This is a genomic window from Psychroflexus gondwanensis ACAM 44 (assembly GCF_000355905.1).
Taxonomy (GTDB): Bacteria; Bacteroidota; Bacteroidia; order Flavobacteriales; family Flavobacteriaceae; genus Psychroflexus; species Psychroflexus gondwanensis.
Map to the genome: position 1 here is coordinate 170,164 of NZ_APLF01000009.1, position 24,712 is coordinate 194,875.

Consider the following 24,712-nt stretch of genomic DNA (forward strand, 5'->3'; position numbering starts at 1 on the left):
TAAGGTCTATTTTTTTTTTTGAGCTATGCAAACAATATTTAGACCTAAGAGCGATTTACTCATAATCCGTTGAAGTAAAAACTCAGCTTTAAGAGCTGAAAACCCATATCTTATAATTAAGCTACCCAGAAGTTTATAAATGCCATAATCACCTTTAGGATGAATAATAGTGTAAAAATCTAAAAGTCTAAAATCTTTCGCGAGTAAGTCTTTTAGTTGTGATGGGTTCAATATGTTTTCTATTGGTTGGTTTGAGTAATTGCCACCTTTTCTCCTGTCAAAATAATATTTATTTGGTGTAGTCAAAATTAAAACTCCATTGTGCGATAACAGCCTTTGACATTCTTTTACGTACTCATGTTGGATTTCAATGTGTTCTATTACCTCTTGTGATATGATAATATCGAAGGCGCCATCTTTAAATTCTGTTTTTGTTGCATCACCTGCATGAAAATCTATGAAAGGATACCTTTTTGAAGCCATATCCATCGCTTTTGTTGAAAGATCCATGCCGACAGTTTCTCCAACTTCATTCCAAACTGCACAGAATCTTCCATCTCCACAACCTAGATCCAGAATTTTAGGATTTCTCTTGATTTTTCTTACTTGTTCCAAAATTTTGACTATTTCACTCAATCTCTGAAGTTTATAGGATCCAAAATTTTTATAATCCTTCCAGTATTTATTATAAAATTCGGTTTGTTCTTTTAATTCCATCTGTATAATTGTCAACGGGAGTCTCGATTATTATGGAAGTAATCAAGATGTCTTGTTTTAGAAGCTGAATATAATCATAAGAAATGACTAAGTTTAGTCATTTTAATAAGTATTTTAGCGTACTAGCTTTTATTAATCTAAAGTACGAGTTGTTTTGCTCTTCGGTGAGATATATTATTGATTCTCCCAAAATCCAACAATACATAGTAATAATATTTACATAAAGCACCGTAACTTGCAGTACGAAAAATCCAAATAAAACATACATGCAACATTTAATATCATTGCTATGGAGGTAATTCTGATAACAGGAGCTGCTGGCTTTATCGGATTTCATGTTACCAGAAATTTGCTGGAACAAGGTTTTAAAGTTATAGGAATTGATAGTCTAAATACATACTATGATGTAGACTTAAAATATGCCCGATTAAATCAGTTGGGAATCGCTAAAAAAGACTCAGAGTTTTATAATCGAGAGGTTAAATCTACTGTCTATGACCAGTTGAGTTTTTACCAACTCAAATTGGAAGATCGAGCTAACTTGCCGAGTTTGTTTGAGGATCGTCAAATCAATGTGGTATGTAATTTAGCCGCTCAAGCGGGGGTTCGGTACAGTATAGAAAATCCAAAAGTCTACATCGATACCAACATCACCGGCTTTCTAAATGTCTTGCAATGTATGCGAGAATTTCAGGTAAGTAAAATCGTTTATGCTAGTAGCTCTAGCGTTTACGGAAATTCTGATGAGGTGCCTTTTAAAGAAGATCAATCGGTAGATCTCCCCATTAGTGTTTATGCAGCTACCAAGAAGACTAACGAGCTTTTAGCGCATACCTATAGCCATCTCTTTGGAATCCAAAGTATAGGTTTACGTTTCTTTACGGTTTATGGCCCTTGGGGAAGACCAGATATGGCCATGCATTTATTTGCTGAAGCCATTACCAAGAATAAGCCCATCAAGGTATTTAATAACGGAGACTTATCTCGAGATTTTACCTATATCGACGATATCGTAGAAGGAGTTATAGCCACGATCGAAAAAGATTTGCCACATCAAAAAAAGTATGGCATCTATAATATAGGTAATTCCAAGCCTGTTCAACTTTTGGAATTTATCAAAGCTTTAGAGCTAGCATTTGGTCAAGAAGCGATTAAAGAGATGTATCCAATGCAAGATGGAGATGTAAACCAAACCTGGGCAGATGTAAGTGAGTTGCAGAAAGATTTCGGATATGCACCAAGCACAGATATTCAAACTGGAATCGATAGATTTGTGGAGTGGTATAAGGAGTATTATGGATTAGTTTAGCGTTTTTCGTTTACTGTTCAACGTAAAACGAGAAACTACCAACTAAAAACGAAATTATGAATTACAAAGAACTTGATGCGTGGAAAGAATCCATGGAGCTTGTACAATTAGTATATGAAATCACGCAGAAGTTTCCAAGTGAGGAAAAATTTGGTTTAGTCAGTCAATTGAGGAGAGCTTCAGTTTCTGTACCATCAAATATTGCGGAAGGTTGCAGTAGAAGTTCGAACAAAGAATATAAAAGATTTGTTGAAATTGCGTTAGGCTCAATTTTAGAATTAGAAACTCAGCTTATCATTGCTGCAAAATTAAAACTGATCCACAGTGAACATCCAGTTTTTAAGAAAATAGAAAATACAATAAAAATAATGCACGGCCTCATTCGCTTTTTGAAAAAGAATAGCTGATATACTTTAGCGTTTACCGTTTAACGAACAACGCCCAACTAACAACTTATCATGAAAATCATCATCTTCGACGGTTCTTTTAAAACCACAGCCTTTATCAATCGCTTGGTTGAAGGTTTGGTGAGCAATGACGTTGAGGTCTTTGTGTTAGGCTTTAATGAAGAACTTAAGCAACCTCTTAAAGGGGTGAAATATATTGCTTTAGGCAGTAGTGCCAGTAAATGGAAATTTATGTGGACCAGTCTGATTTGGGGTTTAAGATCTAAGTCACTTTTAAAGACTCTTAAGCGTTTGACATCCGGAGATAAATCTCAACTCAAACGACAAAACCTAACAGCAGCTTTAGAGTATATTCAACCCGATGTGGTTCATGTGCAATGGGTCTCCAATATTAGTTTGTTTGAAGATTTACTCAAACCCCAAACCTATAAATTTGTCTTATCACAACGCGGATATCAAACCAACGTGAGGCCTTTTGTGGATAAAGCTAATTTTGAGTATCTCCAACACTGGCTACCTCGATTTTCAGGATTTCATTCAGTCTCTCAAGCGATCTCCAAAGAAGGGAATAAGATTTATAATAGCCCAAATAAAATTGACCATGTTGTGTATACAGGGTTGGAGCTATCTAAATTTGAATTTAATCCTCTAGTTGTCCAAAACGAAGTATTAGAAATTATTTCTGTAGGTCGTCCCCATTGGAAAAAAGGTTACGATATCGCTTTAAAGGCTTTAGCTCTTTTAAAGAAGAAAGGTCTTCAACTCAATTACCAAATAATTGGTGCAGAAGGTAACCAAGAATTGTTATTTTTAAGAAATGAGTTAGATTTGGAGACTGAAGTGGAATTTTTACCGAAATTACCACAACAAAAGGTTTTTGAAATGATGTCTTCGTCAGATATTTTTTTATTATCAAGTATAGAAGAAGGCATTGCCAACGTAGCGGTGGAGGCTATGGCTTTGGGTTGTCCAGTCATCTCCACCAATTGTGGGGGAATGGAAGAACTCATTACTCATCAAAAAGAAGGCTGGATCGTCCCGGTTTATGATTATAAAGCCATGGCAGCTCAAATTTTGGAATTTAGCCAACTGGATTCAGAATATATCAAAAACATAAAACATGCTGCTCGCTTAAAAGTTGAGCAACAGCATACTGAAATGGAAATGGTAGAGGGGATGATGAGGTTGTATAATCGAGTAGTAAGGTAGTTGAGGGTCAAAGAGTCGAGAGTTGAAGAGTCGAAGAGTTGCGAGTCAATGAGTCGAGAGTTGAAGATTCGAGGGTCAAGGAGTCGAAGGGTCGAAGAGTTGTAATATGTTTCAACATCGAGCGGAGTCGAGATGGAGTTTGTTCTCGATACTTCGACTTTCGCTCAGCACTGGCAAGCTCGAACGTAAACAATGATAACGGTTTCATTTATTGAAGATCTGAATCGAACCTAAACAAGATGGTGGTGTTTTCTCTCATGTTTCAACATCGAGCACTTAAACTCTTCAGCATAAACTCTGTCGAGATACATTTAACTTACATTATACAAAAGTTCTCGACTCCGTTCGAACATAAACAAATTGGAAATACTATTTTTGAATCCTTATAACCGATTTCACGAATAAACCAGTGTTTGAATACTCTAATGAAAAAAATAAAAACTCCCATCATCCCCATCCACCAAACTTTCGTCAAGATCAAAAACGAACCTGAGGAGTTGGACCATAAAGCGATTTGCTTGTTCGCCGCTACCGGTTTCTTTTGGGATGATAGCACGTATTGGAAACATAAAAAAGTCTTACGTCCAGGAACGATTAGTGAGATTGATAACAACGGCTACTTGGTAAGCTCGAAAGCTTGGTTTAAGTGGTATTATAAACCCAGAACTCAAAGCTTTGTTGCTTCTTTACAGCAATACCAAGAGTTATTTGAGCAAATCATAGAGGAGCAAATCGGAGATCAACAAGCGATTTTGCCTTTGTCTGGAGGTTTGGATAGCCGAAGTCAGGCCGTGGCTTTAAAAAAATTAGGAAAAAAGGTGGCGTCCTATTCCTATTCGTTCCAAGGTGGTTACAAAGAGCATAAGATCAGCCAGCAAATCGCTAAAGTTTGTGATTTTGAGTTTCAGGCTTTTGAGATTCCACCCCATTATTTATGGGATAGTATAGATGAGTTAGCCGAGATCAATCAATGCTATTCTGAGTTTACGCATCCCCGTCAGATGGGAGTGTTGGAGGAGCTTAAAAAAATGGAAGGACTGTTTTCTCTAGGCCATTGGGGAGATGTTTTATTTGATAAGGGCGGTGATGAAGGTATTCAAGACCAGGATTTAGTGGATTATATCCATAAAAAAGTAATCAAGAAAGGAGGAATGGAATTGGCACAATCCATATGGCAGTCCTGGAATTTAGAAGGTGATTTTAAGACTTATTTGAAGGAGACTACTCAGACCTTGCTCAAACGAATTGACATCCAAAACACCTCAGCTAAAGTAAGAGCATTTAAATCGATGTACTGGGCGCCTCGCTGGACCAGTATTAATTTAAGTGTGTTTGCAGCGGCTCATCCAATTACTTTGCCTTATTATGATGATCGCATGTGCGAGTTAATTTGTCAGCTTCCAGAAGCCCATTTGGCCGATCGAAAATTACAAATCGAATACATCAAGCAAAACAATCCGCAGGTCGCTAAAATTGTTTGGCAAGATCAAAAGCCTTTTAATCTGACTAATTTTCAAAAGAACAAAACACCCTATAATTTACCATATCGAGTTGTCGACAAACTCAAACGTGAAGTCCAAGCCAAACTAGGCAAGAAATTCATTCAGCGCAATTGGGAATTGCAGTTTTTAGGAAAAGAGAATGAAAGACAATTAGAATCGCATTTATTTAATTCCAATTTTAAAGACTTTGTGGATCCGAGTCTAGTCAAAGATCTGTATACTAAATTTAAAACCCAAGATCAAGTGTTTTATTCGCATCCTGTGAGTATGTTGTTGACGTTGAGTGTTTGGAATAGCAGGGAGTTGAGTAGTCGTGAGTAGTGTTGAGTCGTGAGTAGGTAGTTAAAGAGTCAAGTAGACAAGGATCGAGGGTCAAAGAGTAGAAGGGTCGAGAGTCAATGAGTCGAGAGTCAATGAGTCGAGAGTCAAAGTTTGAAGGATTTTACTATGTTTCAACATCGAGCTGCCTGTACTGAGCGTAGACGTAGTAGGGTCGAGATGCATTTAACTTACATTATACAAAAGTTCTCGATACTTCGACTTTCGCTCAGCACTGGCAAGCTTGAACATAAACAAGGGTAGAAGGGTTTAAAGCTAAAATATCGAAAGGTGAATAACTTTATTTTCTTTTGCCCCTCCCTAAAGGGTGAGAAAATAAAGCATTTGAAATAAAAGGATTATTTTAGTAAGATTGAAGCCATCCACCCTTTAGGGTCGGGGCCAAGATGGCGGAGTTTTCTCCCGTGTTTCAACATCGAGCACTTCAACTCTGCAGCATAAAGTCTGTCGAGATGGATTTTGTTGTCGATACTTTAACTTTCGCTCAGCACTTGCAAGCTCGAACATAAACAACGATATCGGTTTTAATTATTAAAGATCTGAATTGAACCTAAATATAATGGCGGTGTTTTCTCCCATGTTTCAACATCGAGCTGCCTGAATTGAGCGGAGACCTAGTAGAGTCGAGAGTCGAGCGTCAAGGAGTCGAGGGTAAACTAGTCGAGAGTCAATGGGTCAAAGAGTCGAAGGTTAAAAGGTCAAGTTTTGAAGAGTTGTAATATGTTTCAACATCGAGCGGAGTCGAGATGCATTTAACTCACATTATACAAAAGTTCTGGATACTTCAACTTTCGCTCAGCACGAGCAAATTCGAACATAAACTACGTGGAAGGATCTCAATTGTCTGTTTTTCTGATTCTAACACTTAAGCGAACAAGAATAAATAAAAAGTTCTCGATACTTCGACTTTCGCTAAGCACTGGCAAGCTCGAACATAAACAAGGGTAGAAGGGTTTAAAGCTAAAATATCGAAAGGTGAATAACTTTATTTTCTTTTGCCCCTCCCTAAAAGGTGAGAAAATAAAGCATTTGAAATAAAAGGATTATTTTAGTAAGATTGAAGCCATCCACCCTTTAGGGTCGGGGCCAAGATGGCGGTATTTTCTCTCATGTTTCAACATCGAGCTGCCTGAATTGAGCGGAGACCTAGTAGAGTCGAGAGTCGAGAGTCGAGCGTCAAGGAGTCGAGGGTAAACTAGTCGAGAGTCAAAGAGTCGAAGGTTAAAAGGTCAAGGTTTGAAGAGTTGTAATATGTTTCAACATCGAGCTGCCTGTACTGAGCGAAGACGTAGTAGGGTCGAGATGCATTTAACTTACATTATACAAAAGTTCTCGACTCCGCTCGAACATAAACAAAAGAGAAATACTATTTTTGAATACTTATAACCGATTACACGAATAAACCAGTATTCGAATATTCTAATGAAAAAACTAAAAATCCTATACACTATCCCCAACTTCGATACTGCCGGGAGTGGCAAGGTGGTTTATGATTTAGTGAAGGGCTTAGATAAAACGCGATTTGAACCAGAGATTTTAGTTAAGCATAACCGAGGTGAGTTTTTTAAAGAGGTGGAAAAGTTAGGAGTGCCTATTCATGTATTCAATTACGAGACAGACTACTATCCGCTGTGGAGTTTTCCTAGGCGACTATGGAAAGTGGTCCGATTTTTTAAAGGATTAGATGTGGATATCATTCATTCTTGGCATTGGAGTTCAGATTTTTCTGAACCTCTCGCTGCACGCTTAGCTGGAAAATCCTTTATCTATACCAAGAAAGCTATGGGTTGGGGCAATAAAGCTTGGATTTGGAGGTCAAAACTTAGCCATCACGTCATTGCAATTAATAAAGCAATGATGACTGAGTTTTTCGGGAATTCTTCACGTATAAAAGCGACCTACTTGCCCTTGGGTTTGGATACCGAAGTCTATAAACCCAGACCTTATAATCAAGTGATTGCAGATCAGTATGACTTTCAAAAAACTGACTTCGTAGTGATTTCGGTGGTAAATATGGTGGAAGTCAAAGGCATTGAAATTTTAATTGAGGCCGTTATCCAGTCTCAAATTCCAAATATAAAATTACTCTTAGTGGGTAATGATCAAACGGATTATGTGGATATGTTAAGAGTTCAGTCTAAAATGCATTCCAACATTATTTTTACTGGAAAACAAGCGGAGGTTCAAAACTTCTTATCGGTAGCTGATGTCTTTGTGATCCCAACCAAGAATGAAGGCGAAGGTATGCCTATGGCACCTGTTGAAGCTATGGCAATGGGAATACCAGTTATCGGCTCTGGGGTTGCTGGGATAGAAGATATTTTAGAAGGCTTCGACGACTGGCTATTTGAAGCAAGTAACATTGAAGAACTTGCTAAATTACTGCAAAAAATTCACCAGTTACCTCAACATGACTTGAGAAAACTTAGAGAGCAAATACGTCAAAAAGTTGCAAGGAGTTATCCTATCGAAATGTTTATAAAAACAAGAAGTAATCTTTATGAAAAACTCTATAATAAATAAAGTTAAAAGCTCAAGTAAATTTAAGAAATTTAATAGGTCTTTTAAAGTTTTCTATGCAAACAACTTTATTAATAATTCTAAATGGTTACCTGAGAAATATGATAGAATATATCATCTTCATATTAGAAAATCTGGAGGTACATCTATAAATTCTGCTTTCTGGAATTTATCTGATTTACATCTTGATATGTTTGGAAGAGAACCTATTATAAATAAGAAAGGAAAGACTTTTGTAAGAATGAGCAAAGAATTAATAGAACACTCTAATTATTTTTATGCAAGTTCACATTTTCCGTTGTGGCAGATTACGTTAAGGCCTAATACGTATTCTTTTACAGTTTTAAGGGATCCATACAAGAGGTTAGTTTCCTTGTATAAATATTACAATTGGGTAAGTCAAGTCGACCCAGAAGTAGGTCCAAAATTGGATCCAACTTATCCAATACTTTATAATCAAAAATCATTGTTGAATAAGTCTTTTAAGGAGTTTATGCTTAATCTAAGTGACAAATACCTTTTTGGTCAACTTTACTTTTACAGCAAAAATAAAGATGTAAAAGAAGCAATTCAAAGCTTAACGGAAATCAATAAAGTGTTTTTCCTAAGTGATTATGAGACTGTTTTACCTGCATTAAATAAAGATCTAAATTTAAGCCTTAGAGAGCCTGGTAGAAAAAGAGATTTTGGGGATGTAAATTTTAATATTGATGATGAAGAAAAAGAATATGCTATCCATATTTTAAGGGATGAGATCAAATTTTATAATAAAGCTAAACAAATATATAGTTGAAAAGGTTTAATAAACACACCTTAGTTGTAGGCTCTGCTAGAAGTGGAACCAGTTGGTTAAGTGAGAACATGGCTAAAGTGTTTCGTTACAGAATGCTTTTTGAACCAGAACATACCGATAATACAAAGCAGGGTCACTTGGTAGCCGACCAAATGATCACCAATAAAAATCAAGACAATTATACTGAAGGGTTGAGATATCTGCAACGGGTATTAAGTAATCGAGTAGATTCTGACTGGATTGCACAAAACTCAAATAGAACCTACAAAAGGCATTTATGGCCCTTTATTCCTAAGCATTTTGTCATTAAACTGGTGAGAGGAAACCTTTTGGCTCCTTTTATAAGCCAGTATTTTGAAATTCCTGTAGTGCATGTCGTTCGTCATCCTCTAGAGGTTATCAAATCTCAACAACGGGTCAGATTTCCTTGGTTGTATGATTTATCTTACTTTTTGAAGCAAGAAGAGTTAATAGATATAATCTATAATAAATACGATATAAATATCAAAGACTTTATTCACAAAAGTAAAGTTGAAATTTTGGCGTTGCGCTGGTGTATAGAAAATGTTGTGGTTTTGGAAGATTTAAAAGCAGGACAATCAGATCAATACCATGTAGTCAAACATGAAGATTTACGAAAAGACGTTGAGGTCTATAAGGCTTTATGTCAAACACTAGGGATTGAAGTCTTAGGGCACATAGATAATGAATATAAAAAGCCTTCCACAAAAGCCCATCCTAAATCTTCGGTTCGTGGAGGGTTAGAATTAGATAACTTATCAGAAGTCGAGTTAGAAAACATAAAAGTAGTGCTGGATCAGTTTAATCAATCCCTTTATAGCTTATGACCATAGCTTTAATCCTTCCTCAACCTCCTGGGTATTCTGAAACCTTTTTTCGTTCTAAAATTAAAGGCCTACAGACTAATGGATATCAGGTGGTTTTGGTGACGGCAGCTACCAACAAAACTTTCGACTTATGTGAGCATATCCAACATCCTAAGGTGTATAAAAATCCCATTAGGCAATTGTTAAGTATGCTATTAGTGTTTGTAGGCTTATTGCCTTATTGGGCAAAGGTGAATCGATACATCAACCTAGAGCAAAAAGAGGGGACGTCTTTTAAGCGTTTAATAGAGAAAATCTATATCAATGCCAGTCTTTTAAAGTTAAATGCCGATTGGATCCACTTTGGTTTTGCCACTATGGCACTAGACCGTGAGACTGTCCCTAAAGCTATTGGAGCAAAACTTGCGGTAAGCTTTCGAGGCTATGATATAGAGGTCTTCCCCTTAAAGAATAGAGATTGCTATCAAAGCTTATGGACGCATGTTGATAAAGTACATAGTATTTCTAATTATTTATTAAAAAAAGCATTTGACTTAGGTCTTTCTAAGTCGGTCGATAGTGAAGTGATTTATCCTGCAGTAGATTTGAATTTGTTAAATAATATTAAAGATTCTAGTAATACTTTAGGTGTTAAGCTTAAACTTTTAACGATCGCAAGGTTGCATTGGATCAAAGGAATAGATGATTTAGTTGAAACAGCTCAATATCTAAAGTCAAAGCAAATTGATTTTGAGTGGAAGGTCATCGGTGAGGGAGATCAGAAACACACCGAGAGGTATGCCTATCATATTTATAAAGCAGGTTTACAAGAGCAAGTTCTTTTATTAGGGAAGCTTAGTCATGCCAAGACCTTAAAAGAACTTTCTACAACAGAGCTTTATGTTCAGACAAGTTTAAGTGAAGGCTTTTGTAATGCAGTTTTAGAAGCTCAGGCTTTAGGAAAGCTTTGCTTAGCCTACGATGCTGGTGCTTTATCTGAAAACATAGATAGCAATATAACTGGGTTCTTATCTCCTAAAGGTAACCCCCAATTGTTAGCTCAAAAGATTTTAGAGGTAGAGCAGATATCTAATCAGCAAAAAAAACAGATAAGTCAAAAGGCTATTCAACGGGTTCATGATCACTTTAGCTTAGAACAACAAAAACAAGAGTTTAATTTTTTTTATAAATAATAAATAAAAGTGAAGATACATTATTCCAAAGCTTCTTATGATGCTAAAAGTAGGAGGCAATTATTCCCATTGCTCAAAGCTTTTATAAAAAAAGAAAGTTTTACAGACGAAGAAAGACAAGCCATGTATCAAATTTCTGACAAAGAAGTTGAGCTTGTAGAGGAGATTAGTGATTCTGATATTTGTATTCTGACCATGTCCTGGAACTATTATTACAGTCAAAATTGTATAGACGATGCGAAACAGTATATAAAAAAAGCAAACGCTTCAGGTAAAAAGGTTTGGACATGGATGTCTGGTGACTTCGGTGTGGATCTTAGATTTAAAGGCAATTACGTTATTTTTCGAAATTCTGGACACAAAAGCCAGCTATCCAATCAACATATAGGAATGCCAGTTTTCATTAGTGATCCACTAAAAATGATATATAATACCACAGAATTACTTATGCCAAAGTATAACTCTAAACCTACGGTTGGATTTTGTGGGCAAGCCAATTCAAGTTTTAAACAAAGTCTCAAAGAAATTGCAATTCGTTTAAAGTATTATATTGATCATCAACTTGGAAGGACCTACAATTCTCCACAACCAATTCAATCGACTTCTTTACTAAGAGCCAAACTTTTAAAAATACTAGAAGCGTCCAAGTTTATAAAAAGTAACTTCATTAAGCGTCAAAAATATAGAGCAGGAATTAAAGAAAATAAGGCTAAACATAAGACAACTCATGAATTTTACGATAATATACTTGAATCCCATTATGTTTTATGTGTCAGAGGTGGAGGGAATTTTTCAGTGAGATTTTACGAAACATTAGCTATGGGCCGTATACCGATATTTATAAATACTGATTGTTTGCTACCTTTGGCTAATCGGATAGATTGGAAAAATAACTGTGTTTGGGTGGAGAATAATGATAAAGAGAAAATAGCAGATAAGGTAATTGAATTTCATCAGCAGCATACAAAAGAATCTTTATATCAACTTATGGAAGAAAACAGAGAATTATGGGAAAGTAGAATGAGAATAGGTGCTTTTTTTAAATACATTTACGATACTAAAATAAATTTATGAATACCATAATTCATGTTTCAGGACGCTTAGGAAGCACCTTATCTAATAAGATATTTTCATACTATCCAGAATTTATATGGATTTCTTTTGGGTTAAATAAACACCTTAATCAAGCTTGTTTGAGTAAGTTCAATGCGACCTATCAAGACCAATGATTTGATCTGAAGGGGACTAGTAAAAAGTTTAGTCTTAAACTTTTAATAGATTATAAATTTTTAAAATATAGAAGAGATTGAAACAATTTCGATATTTATTTAAGGACATAAATTCTCTATTGGGTAGAAATAAATATAGGGTTATTGTTTTGTTGTTTAACCGTGCATTTTGGGGAGTTTTGTCTTATCGGCTAGATAGATTTTTTTATGGCATGTTTAAAAGTTATTACAAATTTATAAGGATACTATTCTCACCCTTTTTTTATTTACTTCAAATTATCTCCAATTGTGACATACATCACAAAGCCGAAATTCAAGGAGGAATAAACATACATCATCCATCTGCCGGTATTGTAATTTCAGGAAAAGCTAAAATAGGGGAGATGCTAACCTTAACAGGTGGAAATATTATAGGAGTTAAGAATGGTTCTAAAGGAATAATAATTGGAAATAATTGTAATATTGGAGCAAATGCTTGTATTATTGGACCACTTCAATTAGGTAATAACATCAAAATCGCGGCGATGGCTTGTGTTGTAAAAAGCTTTTACGATGATAATTTATCATTAATTGGTGTACCTGCAAAAATTAATTAGTTTTATGCCTTTTAAATTCCTCACCTATCTTCAGCCAACCCATTATTTCCGTCTTTTTATAAAAGACCGACACAGCGTGTTTCCAAAAGTTGAAGAACTTCCAGAATCGGCCTTAGTTCATCTTTCTAAAGACGACTCTTACCGCTCTCCACTAGCAAAAAACTATGATCTCTCTTGGCAAGCGATTCAAAAGGGCTATATCGGGGAGGCAGATACCTACATCAATTTTGAAAAATTACCCCTTAGTGATGAATATCGCTTTATCCGTAAAAACTTTCATCAGGCTTGGGTGCTTTACACTCTCTTAATACGTTTACTATCCCTTAAAAATCCAATTAAGGAGCTGGGTGCTTTCTTTAAAACTAGACAGACCCAGCGTCAATTTTTATCACAAGAGTATATTTCTTATCCAAGTTATTCCAATTATGAGTCCAGCCTGGTCGCCTCCAAGCCTTTAGTAAGCATCGTTATTCCAACCTTAAACCGCTATCCCTACTTGAAAGATGTTCTCATCGATCTGGAGCAACAGGATTATAAACATTTCGAAGTGATTGTCGTAGACCAGTCAGAGCCTTTTCAAAAGGATTTTTATAAGGACTTTAAACTCGACTTAAAGCTGATTCATCAGGAAGAAAAAGCCCTTTGGTTGGCTAGAAACACAGCAATTAAAAATGCTAAAGGGTCAATAATTTTGTTGTCCGAAGACGATGTTAGGATAAATGATGATTGGATTGTTCAGCATTTGAAATGCCTAGATTTTTTTGGCGCTAAGGTTTCAGCTGGTGTTTTTTATCCACAGGGCATGAATATACCTAAGGATAGTAATTATTTTAAGCTAGCGTCACAATTCGCAACTGGAAATGCAGCTTTATACAAATCTGTATTTCAAGACGTTGGTTTGTTTGATCGTCAATTTGAGAAGCAGCGAATGGGCGATGGTGAATTTGGATTGCGTGTTTATTTGAAAGGGATTAAAAGTATTTCAAATCCTTTAGCTTCATGCATAGATGTAAAAGCAGGCTCTGGTGGCTTGCGCGAAATGGGGAGTTGGGATGCTTTTCGACCTCGAAAATGGTTAGATCCGCGACCTATACCAAGTGTGGTTTATCTGTTTAGAAAATATCATGGGAATAAAGCTGCACGCTTGGCGTTGCTAAAGACGGTTCCAAGCTCAATTATGCCTTATCGCTATAAGCGTAATTCTTATATGATGGTTTTAGGAATGTTAATCAGTATTATAATTTCACCGCTTGTCTTTTTACAGGTCTATAAGTCCTGGTCATTAGCCAGTAAAAAGCTTCAAGAAGGTGCTAAAATTGAAAAGTTGATGTAGTTGGGAGTCTTATAGCCGGAGGTTTGTAGTTTTATAGTCGTGTAATAGAATTATCGTAAGGTCGGCAGGGCGAATATATCAATACACGAAGCAACGAATACCGTTTAGTCGTATAATAGAATAGTTGGAAAATAGAATTAACTATATTTCGATACAATTTTTAATTAGCTTCAAAAAAGCAAAATAAAAACCACTCGATATGACAAGTACACAAAACAATGAATAGTCGTATAGTAGTATAGTCGATATCTCGATACAATTTTTAATTAGCTTGAAAAAAGCAAAATAAAAACCACTCGATATGACAAGTACATCTAAGAACGAATAGTCGTTTAGTCGTATAGTAGTTTAATCGTATAATTGTATAGTAGGTATCTCGATACAATTTTTAATTAGCTTGAAAAAAGCAAAGTAAAAATCACTCGATATGACAAGTACACGAAATAACGAATACACCATTAGAGACAAAGTCTTGCCGAATAATCGAATACACGAATAAAAGAACAACGCATTGAAAACCATCCTACTCATCACCTCCGAATTTCCTCCACAACCTGGTGGGATTGGCAACCATGCTTATCATTTTGCTCAGCAATTGTCATTGCACTACAAAGTAAAAGTGCTGGCCGATCAACGGTCTGAAGACGGAGTGGAGGAAAAGGAATTTGATCAACTTCAAAAATTTTCTAGTCATCGCGTTCAACGTTATCCCTTTATTTTATGGACTTATCTCTTAAGACTGGTTTCTGCGTTTCAGTCTGCTAAACAGGCTGACTTGATTCTGGTTTCTGGTAAATTTTCACTTTGGACTGGAGGACTCTTATCCTTATTTTATTCAAAACCTTATGTGGCGATTATTCATGGGAGTGAAATTCAATTATCTAACTCCTTAGCCAGAGGATTTACCAATTGGTCTTTGCAACGGTTCGATCATGTGATTGGAGTGTCCAACTTCACCTTAAATCTCGTGTCTCATTTGGATATAAAGCAAAAATCTGTGATCCCAAATGGCTTTGACCTGTCTCAGCTTAATGAGGTGCATAAAAAACCTGAGTATAAAGAGAAGACAAAGAGTGACTCCCTGCACTTAATCACCGTTGGAAATCTTACCCAGCGCAAAGGGCAACACAATGTGCTTAAAGCTTTGCCTTTACTTATAAAAACTTACCCAAATCTTATCTATCATATCGTAGGTCTCCCCACAGATCAGGAACGCTTAGAAAACTTAGCTAGCAAGCTTAAGATCAACGAGTATATTCGCTATCATGGGAGGCAGGCAGAAGAGGAAAAAATAAAGCTATTACTTGCTTCGGATGTTTTTATTATGCTAAGTGAACAGACCTCGACAGGAGATGTAGAAGGTTTCGGGATTGCTATTTTAGAAGCCAATGCTCTAGGACTCCCAGCTGTGGGAAGTCTCAATTGTGGTATTGAAGATGCGATTAAGGCCGATTATTCAGGGCAGCTCGTCGATCCTCATGATCCTCAGGCCATTCTAGAGGCCGTAGATAAAATTACATCTCAGCAGGAAACCTATGCAAAGCATGCTAAAGCTTGGAGCACTAAGTTTACTTGGGATAAGATTGGAAAGCAATATGTGGAGATTTTGGAAGAGTTTTTTAAAAGAATCTAATCGAATAATCGATTAATTGTATATTCGTTTTAATATTTGTTGAGTTCTTAGGTAAGTTGTTTTTTACACTAGCTTCGAGGTGAAAATAAACAGAGTTTTCATTCTGAATTCATTTCAGAAACTAAAATCTTTTCGACATAAATAAATTTAAGAAGCTTAGAATGAAATTAGCAATTATATCTCATACAGAGCATTATAAAGATGAAAATGGAAGAATTGTTGGTTGGGGGCCAACTATTTCTGAAATAAACCATTTAGCCAAGCATTTTGAAGTGATTTATCATTTAGCTTTTTTTTATAATGAACTTCCTAAAAAAAGCTCATTGCCTTATACAAGTGATAATATAATATTTGTAAGCCTACCTGTTTCTGGAGGAAAAACTATTTACGAAAAGCTTGGTATACTGAGAAATATGCCAGTGCTTTTGTCAAAGGTTAATTACTTTTTGAAAAAAGTTGACGTTTATCAGTTTAGAACTCCTGTAGGGTTTGGTGTTTATTTAATTCCTTTTCTAACTCTCTTTACTAATAAGCAAGGCTGGTTTAAATATGCAGGTAATTGGAATCAAAAAAAACCTCCTATAGGTTATGCATTGCAGCGACTATTTTTAAAATGGCAAAAGAGAAAAGTTACAATCAATGGAGAATGGCCTGAACAGCTAACACATTGCTACACATTTGAAAATCCTTGTTTAACAAATGAAGAACGTGAATTTGGTAAAACTTTAATTGCAAATAAGGATTATTCACCACCTTACAGCTTTTGTTTTGTAGGGAGACTAGAAGATGAGAAAGGGGTACGGCGTATTATTGATGCAGTAAAAAAAACAGTTGATCATTCTTTTATAAAATGTATTCATCTTATAGGTGATGGAGAAAAAAAGAATGAGTATTTGAAAGACATAAAAGAAAATGATTTACCCATTTATATTCATGGGTTTTTAAAACGTGACCAGGTTTTCGAAATTTATAAAAAATCACATTTTTTATTATTACCCTCAACTGCTTCCGAAGGATTTCCTAAAGTGATAGCAGAAGGGATGAATTATGGTTGTATTCCTATTGTGTCTGCCGTATCAAGCATAGGACAATATGTTAATGAGGATAATGGGTTTATAGTTGAACCTACAAACTATGAAAAATTAGCTCAGATATTTGAAGATTTAAAAGGTATTAAAGAAGAGGAATTGAAAAGTAAAGCTGATTTTTCTTATCATGTAGCCAAAAATTTCACATTTGAGCATTATATAAAACGAATTAAAGAAGATATACTTATAAATTATTAAAAAAGTTTTTTTTCTTAATAACAGAAGGTCTTTTTAGTCTTCTGCTGTATTTTCAAATTTAAAAGTGATGTTCTATTTTAATCTAAAAATTTTAAAACACTTAAAATTTGTCAAAGTTCTTAATCAGATTTACTTATAACATTCAAGACAAAACAAATAGGGGGAATAATAAATTTATTTTAGTAATTCTATCTCATGGATTTTAGATATAAGTTTACTTAATTTAATCTAAGTATGTAAGATTTAATTTAAAAAGCTTAGGCTTAAAAATTATAACTTTGTCAATCGTTTTACTTATGAATATTATACCCAAGCGATAAACGAAAAAATTATCAATGTTCGGCTTAGACAAAGACACCACCTTATATCTCCAGCGCTTACTCCTTCACGTGGGGATAGGTATTTTGGTGAGTAAATTCCGAGTCTTAGCTCAGGTTTACTTATTAGTGATTGTGGTGTATTTTGTGTTTCAAATCATAAAACGGACCGATAAAACCTATTATGCCTTAGGCGCTGCAGCTTATATCGCCGCTGCGGAGATCTTTTTAAGGATGACTAGTGCAATGCCATTTTGGGAACTGGGTAAATACTTGGTCATTTTTTTTATGCTTTTAGGGATGTTCTACGAAGGCTTTAAATTGAAAGCCTGGCCTGTGTTAGCCTTTTTATTCTTGCTATTACCTAGTGTTGTAGTCGGTTACCTTAACTTCGACTATTTTGAAGAAAGTTTTAGAAAAGCGGTCTTATTTAATCTTTCCGGACCCTTATCCTTATTTGCGACAGCTCTCTTTTGTTACCAGCGGGAAATCAAATTCAAAACCTTATTAAAGGTGGTTGATGTTATGATGCTTCCAGTGCTAAGCATGGTGGTGTATATTATTTTATATTCGCCTCCATTGGAGCAAATTGTGTTTACCACAGAGTCCAATGAGGCAGCCTCTGGAGGGTATGGTGGAAACCAAGTGTCCACGATTCTAGGCTTAGGAATGTTTTTAGCCTACATCCGGTTTCTGATCCCTTATAAAAATAATCTATTAAACTTGATCAATATCGGGCTTTTAGGATTGTTGACCTATCGGTGCTTGCTCACTTTTTCCCGAGGGGGTTTTATAACCGCCATCATCATGATGATTGTTTTTACGGTGCTTTTTATCAACTGGGCGCCCTTAGCTAAAAAAGCAAAAGCCACAGTGAAGCTGGTAGGTCTTGGTATAGGTGGTTTCCTACTTTGGGGAACTGCGATGGCGGTGACAGGAGGCCTTATTTATAACCGCTATGTTGGTAAAAATACTTTAGGAGAAGATCAAGATATCACCACTGGTCGAGGAGATATAATTAACGAAGAGTTATTAGCTTTTTTCGACAATCCCTTTTTAGGAGTTGGGGTTGGCATGGGGAAGTTCTTTAGAATTGAAGAAGAAGGTTCAAACCTAGCTACTCATAACGAAGTTGCTAGAATGTTAGCCGAGCATGGTGTTTTAGGTATCCTCGCTCTGCTTATTCTTTTGTTGATTCCACTTGGCTTTTTATTATCGAAAAATAGAAATTTATTGATGTTACCCTTTGTTGCCTTCTGGTTTTTAACCATCAACCATTCTGCGATGCGAGTAGCCCTACCTGGCTTTATGTATGGCTTTGCCCTTTTATCTGTTCACTATGCGAAACAAAAACGACCCAAAACCAAACCCAAAACGACTGCTTTATCTCGGCAACAAGCTCTCCCGTAAAGGGAAAAACACCTCTACTGTAGAATATCTGTCAAATCAGTTTGAGGGAGAGGGCTATAAAGTCGTTTCAGCATCAAGTCAAACCAATCCCGTCTTGAGGTTGCTGGTGATGCTTGGTCAAGTGATAGTTCAAGCTTCAAAAACCGATGTTTTACTTATAGATACCTATAGCACGTCCGCTTTTTGGTACGCTTATGTCAGTAGTCGATTGGCTTTTTTTTTAAAGTTAGATTATATCCCCATTTTACACGGCGGTGATCTCCCTAAACGACTTAAAAGTCATCCCCAGCTTTGCCAAAGGCTATTTGGAAATGCTAAAGTCAATGTAGCGCCCTCTGCTTATTTGTTACAGGAGTTTAAAAACGCAGGTTACACCAACCTTACCTATATTCCAAACACCATTAAGCTGGACCAGTATAAGTTTAAAAAACGCCAAGAGCTTCAACCTCACCTTTTATGGGTTCGGTCTTTTGCCCACTTATATAATCCCCTCTTAGCGCTTCAGGTTTTAAAAGAGTTGCGGTTCACTTATCCAAAGGTGAGGCTCAGTATGGTAGGCCCTTTTAAAGACGATTCCATAGAGGAGTGTAAAGCCTTCGCCAAAGAACATAAGTTACCAGTGACTTTTACTGGAGGAATGAAAAAGAAAGACTGGCTCCAATACGCCCAAGATTTTGATGTGTTTATCAATACCACCAATGTCGACAACACTCCCGTAAGTGTGATCGAAGCCATGGCCTTAGGCTTACCTGTGGTCTCCACCAATGTGGGAGGACTGCCTTATCTCCTAGATCATGAAAAAGAGGCTTTGTTGGTATCCCCTGGACATGTAGACGAATTCACCCAAGCGATTATCCGTCTGTTGGAAGATCCAAGTTTAGCTCAGCAGCTCTCTTTGCAAGGCCGTAAAAAAGTCGAGCACTTCGATTGGGAAGTGGTGAAACATCAGTGGTTTGAAGTCATTAGTGGTGAGAGGTGAGAGGTGAGTGGTGAGTAGTGGATTAGTATAGTGGTGTAGTTGTGTAGTAGTGAGTTGTGAGAGGTGAGTTGTGTGTTCTCCGTTGTCCGTTATCTGTTGTCAGTCTGTGGTGAGTGGTGAACCGGTGGCTGAGTGATTTTTTTTTTGAAAAATTGTATCGAAGCCACATTTAAATGTCAGTTCGAGTGATGGGTTTGTGGCGATAGACCAAAGCCATTGTATCGAGAACTAGACTAGGCCTAAGGCTGGTAATAGTTGTGAGTGGTGAGTGTTTTCTGTTGTCTGTTATCAGTCTGTCTGTCTGTGGTTAAGTAGTATAGTGGTGACTGTGGACTGTAGACTGATGACTGTGAACTGGTTGACTGGTAGACCGGTGAACTGGCAACTGATAACTGTGAACTGTGGACTGTCGACTAGTAAATAGTTCCTGTCAGTTCGAGTGATGGATTTGTGGCGATAGACCAAAGCCATTGTATCGAGAACTCGATTAAGCCTAAGGGAGCTTATTAGTGGTTAGTATAATGGTGTAATCGTATAGTGGTGTAGTAGTGTAATGGTTTAGTAGTGAGTGGTGAGAGGTGAGTTGTGTGTTTTCTGTTTTCTGTTGTCAGTCTGTGGTGAAGTAATATACTGGTTTAGTAGTATAGTGGTGACTGTAGACTGATGACTGTGAACTGGTTGACTGGTAGACCGGTGAACTGGCAACTGATAACTGTGAACTGTGGACTGTCGACTAGTAAATAGTTCCTGTCAGTTCGAGTGATGGGTTTGTGGCGATAGACCAAAGCCATTGTATCGAGAACTTGTTTAAGCCTAAGGGAGCTATTAGAGGTGAGTGGTGGGTTGTGAACTGGTGTAATAGTGTAATGGTGTAGTAGTGAGTGGTGAGTGGTGTGTTCTCCGTTGTCCGTTGTCTGTTGTCAGTCTGTGGTAGACTGGTTGACTGGCTACTGATAACTGTGGACTGGTAAACTGGTTGACTGGTAGACCGGTGAACTGTCAACTGATAACTGTGAACTGTGGACTGTCGACTAGTAAATAGTTCCTGTCAGTTCGAGTGATGGGTTTGTGGCGATAGACCAAAGCCATTGTATCGAGAACTCGATTGAGCAGCTAACATTAGACCACCTCTCAACAGAAAGAAAACGGCCTACGAAAAGAGGGCGTAAAAATTAAAGTGAAGGTGTCGCAAAATTTTAGACTGTTTGAGACCGACTTTAGGAGGTTGAGTTTCTAAAATTTAGACATCAAACGTAAATTTTAGACTGAAGTTCGTAAGCCTAGTCTTTTTTGTTTCTTTTTTGGGCGATGCAAAAAAGAAAGAGAATAGAAATTCTATCTAAAACTTAAATAAGGAGATACACTTAAAAAGATTCCGCATCGCGCTATCGCTTGCACGGAATGAAGAGATTCCGCATCTCGCTATCGCTTGCACGGAATGAAGAGAATAGAAATGTTATAGAGGCATGGACTAAGCACCTAACATTAAAGCACTTCTCGATACAATTTTCTATCGAAAATCACCTGCCTTCCAAGGTGCGCAGGCAGGCTCGAAGTGACAAGTGTCGTGAGTGGTTGGCTGGTAGACTGGTGGACAGGTGACTGTAGACTGTAGACTGATGACTGTGAACTGGTAGACTGGTTGACTGGTTGACTGGTGAACCGGTGGCTGAGTGATTTTTTTTTGAAAATTGTATCGAAGCCACATTTAAACGTCAGTTCGAGTGATGGGTTTGTGTCGATAGACCAAAACCATTGTATCGAGAACTCGATTGAGTACCTAACATTAAAGCACTTCTCGATACAATTTTCTATCGAAAATCACTCGAAGTGACAAGTGTCGTGAGTGGTTGGCTGGTAAACTGGTGAACCGGTGGCTGAGTGATTTTTCTTTTGAAAAATTGTATCGAAGCCACATTAAGACACGTCATTTCATATTTTAAATTTCAAAATTGACAATTCAAATTTTTATGAAAACGGTCACTTGATAGTTAGAAAACGGCCTACTTTTTATGGAGGTTAGAAAACAAAAAAGTGGTGAAGAAAGGATAAAGGAGCAAAGCACTAGTGAAACGGTTTGCTTTGCGTGGGGGAACCGCTTTTGTAGTTTTCAAAGACATAAAAATAAGCCTAGTCCTTTTTGGTTACTTTTTACGGCGATGGTAAAAAGTAATGAAAGCATAAATTTTATCTAGAGTTTAAATAAGGTGATACACTTGAAGTCTAAACAGATTCCGTATCGCGCTATCGCGTAGGGGGTGAACTTGTGTAATAGTATAATGGTGTATTAGTATAGTGGTGTAGTAGTATAATGGTGTAGTAGTGAGTGGTGAGTCTTGAGTGGTGTGTGGTTGGTTAGTATAGTGGTGTAGTAGTATAATGGAGGAACAGATTTCATATTTAAAATTTCAAAATTGACAATTCAAATTTTTATGAAAACGGTCACTTGATAGTTAGAAAACGGCCTACTTTTTATGGAGGTTAGAAAACAAAAAAGTGGTGAAGAAAGGATAAAGGAGCAAAGCACTAGTGAAACGGTTTGCTTTGCGTGGGGGAACCGCTTTTGTAGTTTTCAAAGACGTAAAAATAAGCCTAGTCTTTTTTGGTTCTCCCGACACCTCGGGATTCATCAATGGAAAAAATGAATGAAAATATAAATATTATGTAGACCTAGACTAATATCGTGACTTCAAATAACTTCTCGATACAATTTTCTATCGAAAATCACTCGAAGTGACAAGTGAGTTGTGAGTCAAAATAATTATGAATTGATAATTAATAATTTTTAATTCAAAAAGTAGTTTTATTCAAGCTCAAAGTCTCAAGCTTCTCGATACAAAGAAAACGGCCTACGAAAAGAGGGCGTAAAAATTAAAGTGAAGGTGTCGTAAAATTTTAGACTGTTTGAGACCGACTTTAGGAGGTTGAGTTTCTAAAATTTAGACATCAAACGTAAATTTTAGACTGAAGTTCGTAAGCCTAGTCTTTTTTGTTTCTTTTTTGGGCGATGCAAAAAAGAAAGAGAACATAAATGTTATAGAGACATGGACTAAGCACCTAACATTAAAGCTCTTCTCGATACAATTTTCTACCTAAAATCACCTCCCCTCCAAGGAACGAAGGCAGGCTCGAAGTGACAAGTGTCGTGAGTGGTGAAGTAGTGTAATGGTGTAGTAGTATAGTAGTGAGTTGTTAGAGGTGAGTCGTGAACTGGTGACTGTAGACTGATGACTGAAGACTGGTTGATAGGTAGACCGGTGAACTGGTAACTGTAGACCGATAACTGTGGACTGAAGAGATTCCGTATCGCGCTATCGCTTGCACGGAATTAAAATCAACTATTTAACCGCTCTAGCGCCTTCAGCTATAAATCTATAATTCATCTCAGGGGAGGTGATGGCTGCAATATCTTCCTCACTTTCCCCAGCGTCTTCGGCATAATGCTTTAGCGTTTCCACATCCGTTTCTTCAATAAACGCTCTTCCTTCTACAACCATCTCATGGCCTTTACTGTCTTTTGGAACAAAGAAACCATAATCTTTAAAAGTCACATGCACATTCATGTCTTCGGGGAGATCCAATTTCATCCAACATCCTTTTTTAGCACAAACGCTTTGGACTTGAGATTGAAATTGAACTTGAAGGGTATCTCCAAGAGATAAATCTTGGTAAATTTTCAACATATCCTCTGCTTTTTTAATCTCTTTATTTTGAAAAGACTCTCCAAATTGATCATCGGTTAGGATGCTCAACTCTTTTTCTTCTGAAGGGGATTCCGTGGATTGTTCAATAGGGTCTTTTTTTTCTTCAGTGGAATTTTGTTGTCCACAAGCCAAAAACATTAATAAGATTGGTAATAAAAGAAGCTTTTTCATGATAATAATTAAAAATTTATAATAAGAATAACAACAAAGTTAGGAATCTTCCTGAATTAACCTTATTTAATTTTAGTATATTTGTAAAAAACTTAAAAGTAATGAATAGCACCGATATACGACTAGATATTACTAAAATCCCTCACACACGAATTGATGAAGTGGATTTTGAAAATCTCCAATTTGGGAAGCAGCACGCCGACCATATGATGTACTGCGACTACATCGATGGAGAATGGCAAACGCCAAAGATTGTTCCTTATGGCCCAATGCAGTTTGAACCTTCGGCTAAGGTGTTTCATTACGGTCAGGCGGTATTTGAAGGTATGAAAGCCTTTAAAGATGAAGAGGATAAGGTTTGGTTATTTCGACCAGAGCAAAACTTTCAGCGGATCAATAAATCTTCCAAGCGGATGGCTATTCCAGAATTTCCTGAAAATCAGTTTTTCGCCTCTTTAGAAGCTTTATTGCAACTCGATAAGGACTGGGTGAAGAAAGGTGGAGGAAACTCCTTGTACATTCGCCCTTTTGTGATTGCTACAGAAAGTGGAGTATCAGCTTCTGAATCTAATCGGTACCGGTTTATGATCATTACCTGTCCTGCACAAGCGTATTATAACAAACCTATCAAAGTTATTTTTGCTCAAGACTATAGCCGCGCTGCCGATGGTGGTGTAGGTTTTGCAAAAGCTGCGGGGAATTATGGAGCGCAATTTTACCCTACTAAATTAGCCAAAGAGAAAGGCTTAGACCAAATTATTTGGACCGATGCGAGTTCTCATGAGTACTTAGAAGAAGCGGGGACGATGAACATCTTCTTTAGAGTAGGCGATAAACTTCTCACTGCACCAACCAATGATAGAATTCTAGATGGGGTGACTCGTAAAAGTATCATCCAACTGGCCAAAGATAAAAACGTAGAAGTGGTTGTCGATAAAGTTTCTGTGAAACAAATCGTAAAGGCCGCTAAAAGTGGAGAATTAAAGGAGATTTTCGGAACAGGAACAGCAGCAACGGTCGTGAGAGTCGAAGGCTTTGAGCACGATGGCGTGTATTACGATCTTCCAGATATCGATGAGCCTTACGGCACCTTCTTTAAGAAAAACCTTCAGGACATTCAATATAACCGAGTAGAAGATCCTCACGGATGGACTCGTCAAGTGATATAAGACATTATTTTAACTCATTAAAGAAGCCCGATGTACCCCATTGGGCTTCTTTGATTTACATACTAATGG

At 36.8% G+C, this 24,712-nt stretch carries 19 protein-coding genes; 17 read left to right on the forward strand and 2 right to left on the reverse strand.

The window, feature by feature from the left end:
- Positions 1-6: 6 nt before the first annotated feature.
- Complete coding sequence (locus tag PGOND44_RS09635; RefSeq protein WP_003440759.1) at positions 7-717, reverse strand: class I SAM-dependent methyltransferase; 711 nt, start codon at positions 715-717, stop codon at positions 7-9.
- 289 nt (positions 718-1,006) lie between these two features.
- Here PGOND44_RS09635 and PGOND44_RS09640 point away from each other — a divergent pair, with 289 nt between their 5' ends.
- The 16 genes from PGOND44_RS09640 (at position 1,007) to PGOND44_RS09710 (ending at position 19,599) form a co-directional block, all read left to right on the forward strand.
- On the forward strand, positions 1,007-2,026 hold the full coding sequence (locus PGOND44_RS09640) for an NAD-dependent epimerase/dehydratase family protein (RefSeq protein ID WP_003440762.1): 1,020 nt from the start codon (positions 1,007-1,009) through the stop codon (positions 2,024-2,026).
- A gap of 56 nt (positions 2,027-2,082) precedes the next feature.
- On the forward strand, positions 2,083-2,433 hold the full coding sequence (locus tag PGOND44_RS09645; protein ID WP_003440764.1) for a four helix bundle protein: 351 nt from the start codon (positions 2,083-2,085) through the stop codon (positions 2,431-2,433).
- Positions 2,434-2,484: 51 nt separating this feature from the next.
- Positions 2,485-3,642, forward strand: coding sequence for a glycosyltransferase family 4 protein (locus PGOND44_RS09650; protein ID WP_003440774.1), 1,158 nt, complete (start codon positions 2,485-2,487; stop codon positions 3,640-3,642).
- A gap of 425 nt (positions 3,643-4,067) precedes the next feature.
- Positions 4,068-5,465, forward strand: a complete 1,398-nt coding sequence (locus tag PGOND44_RS09655) for an asparagine synthase-related protein (protein WP_003440776.1) — start codon at positions 4,068-4,070, stop codon at positions 5,463-5,465.
- A gap of 1,440 nt (positions 5,466-6,905) precedes the next feature.
- Positions 6,906-8,006 carry a glycosyltransferase gene (locus PGOND44_RS09660; RefSeq protein ID WP_003440778.1) on the forward strand — a complete coding sequence of 367 codons (1,101 nt, stop codon included), beginning with the start codon at positions 6,906-6,908 and terminating at the stop codon, positions 8,004-8,006.
- Positions 7,984-8,796, forward strand: coding sequence for a sulfotransferase family 2 domain-containing protein (locus PGOND44_RS09665; RefSeq protein WP_003440782.1), 813 nt, complete (start codon positions 7,984-7,986; stop codon positions 8,794-8,796). The genes PGOND44_RS09660 and PGOND44_RS09665 overlap by 23 nt, the downstream gene beginning before the upstream one ends.
- The gene (locus PGOND44_RS09670) at positions 8,793-9,644 is read left to right on the forward strand and encodes a sulfotransferase domain-containing protein (RefSeq protein WP_003440784.1); all 852 of its coding nucleotides are present in this window, start codon (positions 8,793-8,795) and stop codon (positions 9,642-9,644) included. Before PGOND44_RS09665 ends, PGOND44_RS09670 begins: the two co-directional genes overlap by 4 nt.
- A complete protein-coding gene (locus PGOND44_RS09675) occupies positions 9,641-10,816 on the forward strand; it encodes a glycosyltransferase family 4 protein (protein ID WP_003440785.1) in 1,176 nt (391 codons plus the stop codon). The genes PGOND44_RS09670 and PGOND44_RS09675 overlap by 4 nt, the downstream gene beginning before the upstream one ends.
- A 9-nt stretch (positions 10,817-10,825) precedes the next feature.
- Positions 10,826-11,890, forward strand: a complete 1,065-nt coding sequence (locus PGOND44_RS09680; protein ID WP_003440788.1) for an exostosin domain-containing protein — start codon at positions 10,826-10,828, stop codon at positions 11,888-11,890.
- Positions 11,887-12,045, forward strand: coding sequence for a hypothetical protein (locus PGOND44_RS15565; RefSeq protein WP_155943822.1), 159 nt, complete (start codon positions 11,887-11,889; stop codon positions 12,043-12,045). Before PGOND44_RS09680 ends, PGOND44_RS15565 begins: the two co-directional genes overlap by 4 nt.
- A gap of 119 nt (positions 12,046-12,164) precedes the next feature.
- Positions 12,165-12,641: a serine acetyltransferase gene (locus PGOND44_RS09685; protein ID WP_236611984.1), complete on the forward strand. Its 477-nt coding sequence runs from the start codon at positions 12,165-12,167 to the stop codon at positions 12,639-12,641.
- A gap of 4 nt (positions 12,642-12,645) precedes the next feature.
- Positions 12,646-13,974 carry a glycosyltransferase family 2 protein gene (locus PGOND44_RS09690; RefSeq protein WP_003440792.1) on the forward strand — a complete coding sequence of 443 codons (1,329 nt, stop codon included), beginning with the start codon at positions 12,646-12,648 and terminating at the stop codon, positions 13,972-13,974.
- 511 nt (positions 13,975-14,485) lie between these two features.
- Positions 14,486-15,607, forward strand: a complete 1,122-nt coding sequence (locus PGOND44_RS09695; protein ID WP_003440795.1) for a glycosyltransferase family 4 protein — start codon at positions 14,486-14,488, stop codon at positions 15,605-15,607.
- Between the two features lie 161 nt (positions 15,608-15,768).
- Positions 15,769-16,893, forward strand: coding sequence for a glycosyltransferase family 4 protein (locus tag PGOND44_RS09700; protein ID WP_003440798.1), 1,125 nt, complete (start codon positions 15,769-15,771; stop codon positions 16,891-16,893).
- A 335-nt stretch (positions 16,894-17,228) separates the two neighbouring features.
- Positions 17,229-18,620 (forward strand): O-antigen ligase family protein, encoded by a 1,392-nt coding sequence (locus tag PGOND44_RS09705; RefSeq protein ID WP_003440801.1) that lies wholly within the window; start codon positions 17,229-17,231, stop codon positions 18,618-18,620.
- Positions 18,550-19,599 (forward strand): glycosyltransferase family 4 protein, encoded by a 1,050-nt coding sequence (locus PGOND44_RS09710; RefSeq protein WP_081606523.1) that lies wholly within the window; start codon positions 18,550-18,552, stop codon positions 19,597-19,599. Before PGOND44_RS09705 ends, PGOND44_RS09710 begins: the two co-directional genes overlap by 71 nt.
- 3,338 nt (positions 19,600-22,937) lie before the next feature.
- On the opposite strand, the gene PGOND44_RS09720 is transcribed toward PGOND44_RS09710, so the two are convergent.
- The gene (locus PGOND44_RS09720) at positions 22,938-23,474 is read right to left on the reverse strand and encodes a DUF4920 domain-containing protein (protein ID WP_003440806.1); all 537 of its coding nucleotides are present in this window, start codon (positions 23,472-23,474) and stop codon (positions 22,938-22,940) included.
- 101 nt (positions 23,475-23,575) lie between these two features.
- On the opposite strand from PGOND44_RS09720, the gene PGOND44_RS09725 reads away from it, so the two are divergent.
- Positions 23,576-24,643 carry a branched-chain amino acid aminotransferase gene (locus tag PGOND44_RS09725; protein WP_003440810.1) on the forward strand — a complete coding sequence of 356 codons (1,068 nt, stop codon included), beginning with the start codon at positions 23,576-23,578 and terminating at the stop codon, positions 24,641-24,643.
- Positions 24,644-24,712: the final 69 nt, after the last annotated feature.

What these genes read in the sequence shown, in the direction of transcription:
- PGOND44_RS09635 (WP_003440759.1), bottom strand. Translation starts at nt 717, where the DNA reads ATGGAATTAAAAGAACAAACCGAATTTTATAATAAATACTGGAAGGAT.
- PGOND44_RS09640 (WP_003440762.1), top strand. Translation starts at nt 1,007, where the DNA reads ATGGAGGTAATTCTGATAACAGGAGCTGCTGGCTTTATCGGATTTCAT.
- PGOND44_RS09645 (WP_003440764.1), top strand. Translation starts at nt 2,083, where the DNA reads ATGAATTACAAAGAACTTGATGCGTGGAAAGAATCCATGGAGCTTGTA.
- PGOND44_RS09650 (WP_003440774.1), top strand. Translation starts at nt 2,485, where the DNA reads ATGAAAATCATCATCTTCGACGGTTCTTTTAAAACCACAGCCTTTATC.
- PGOND44_RS09655 (WP_003440776.1), top strand. Translation starts at nt 4,068, where the DNA reads ATGAAAAAAATAAAAACTCCCATCATCCCCATCCACCAAACTTTCGTC.
- PGOND44_RS09660 (WP_003440778.1), top strand. Translation starts at nt 6,906, where the DNA reads ATGAAAAAACTAAAAATCCTATACACTATCCCCAACTTCGATACTGCC.
- PGOND44_RS09665 (WP_003440782.1), top strand. Translation starts at nt 7,984, where the DNA reads ATGAAAAACTCTATAATAAATAAAGTTAAAAGCTCAAGTAAATTTAAG.
- PGOND44_RS09675 (WP_003440785.1), top strand. Translation starts at nt 9,641, where the DNA reads ATGACCATAGCTTTAATCCTTCCTCAACCTCCTGGGTATTCTGAAACC.
- PGOND44_RS15565 (WP_155943822.1), top strand. Translation starts at nt 11,887, where the DNA reads ATGAATACCATAATTCATGTTTCAGGACGCTTAGGAAGCACCTTATCT.
- PGOND44_RS09690 (WP_003440792.1), top strand. Translation starts at nt 12,646, where the DNA reads ATGCCTTTTAAATTCCTCACCTATCTTCAGCCAACCCATTATTTCCGT.
- PGOND44_RS09700 (WP_003440798.1), top strand. Translation starts at nt 15,769, where the DNA reads ATGAAATTAGCAATTATATCTCATACAGAGCATTATAAAGATGAAAAT.
- PGOND44_RS09705 (WP_003440801.1), top strand. Translation starts at nt 17,229, where the DNA reads ATGTTCGGCTTAGACAAAGACACCACCTTATATCTCCAGCGCTTACTC.
- PGOND44_RS09710 (WP_081606523.1), top strand. Translation starts at nt 18,550, where the DNA reads ATGCGAAACAAAAACGACCCAAAACCAAACCCAAAACGACTGCTTTAT.
- PGOND44_RS09720 (WP_003440806.1), bottom strand. Translation starts at nt 23,474, where the DNA reads ATGAAAAAGCTTCTTTTATTACCAATCTTATTAATGTTTTTGGCTTGT.
- PGOND44_RS09725 (WP_003440810.1), top strand. Translation starts at nt 23,576, where the DNA reads ATGAATAGCACCGATATACGACTAGATATTACTAAAATCCCTCACACA.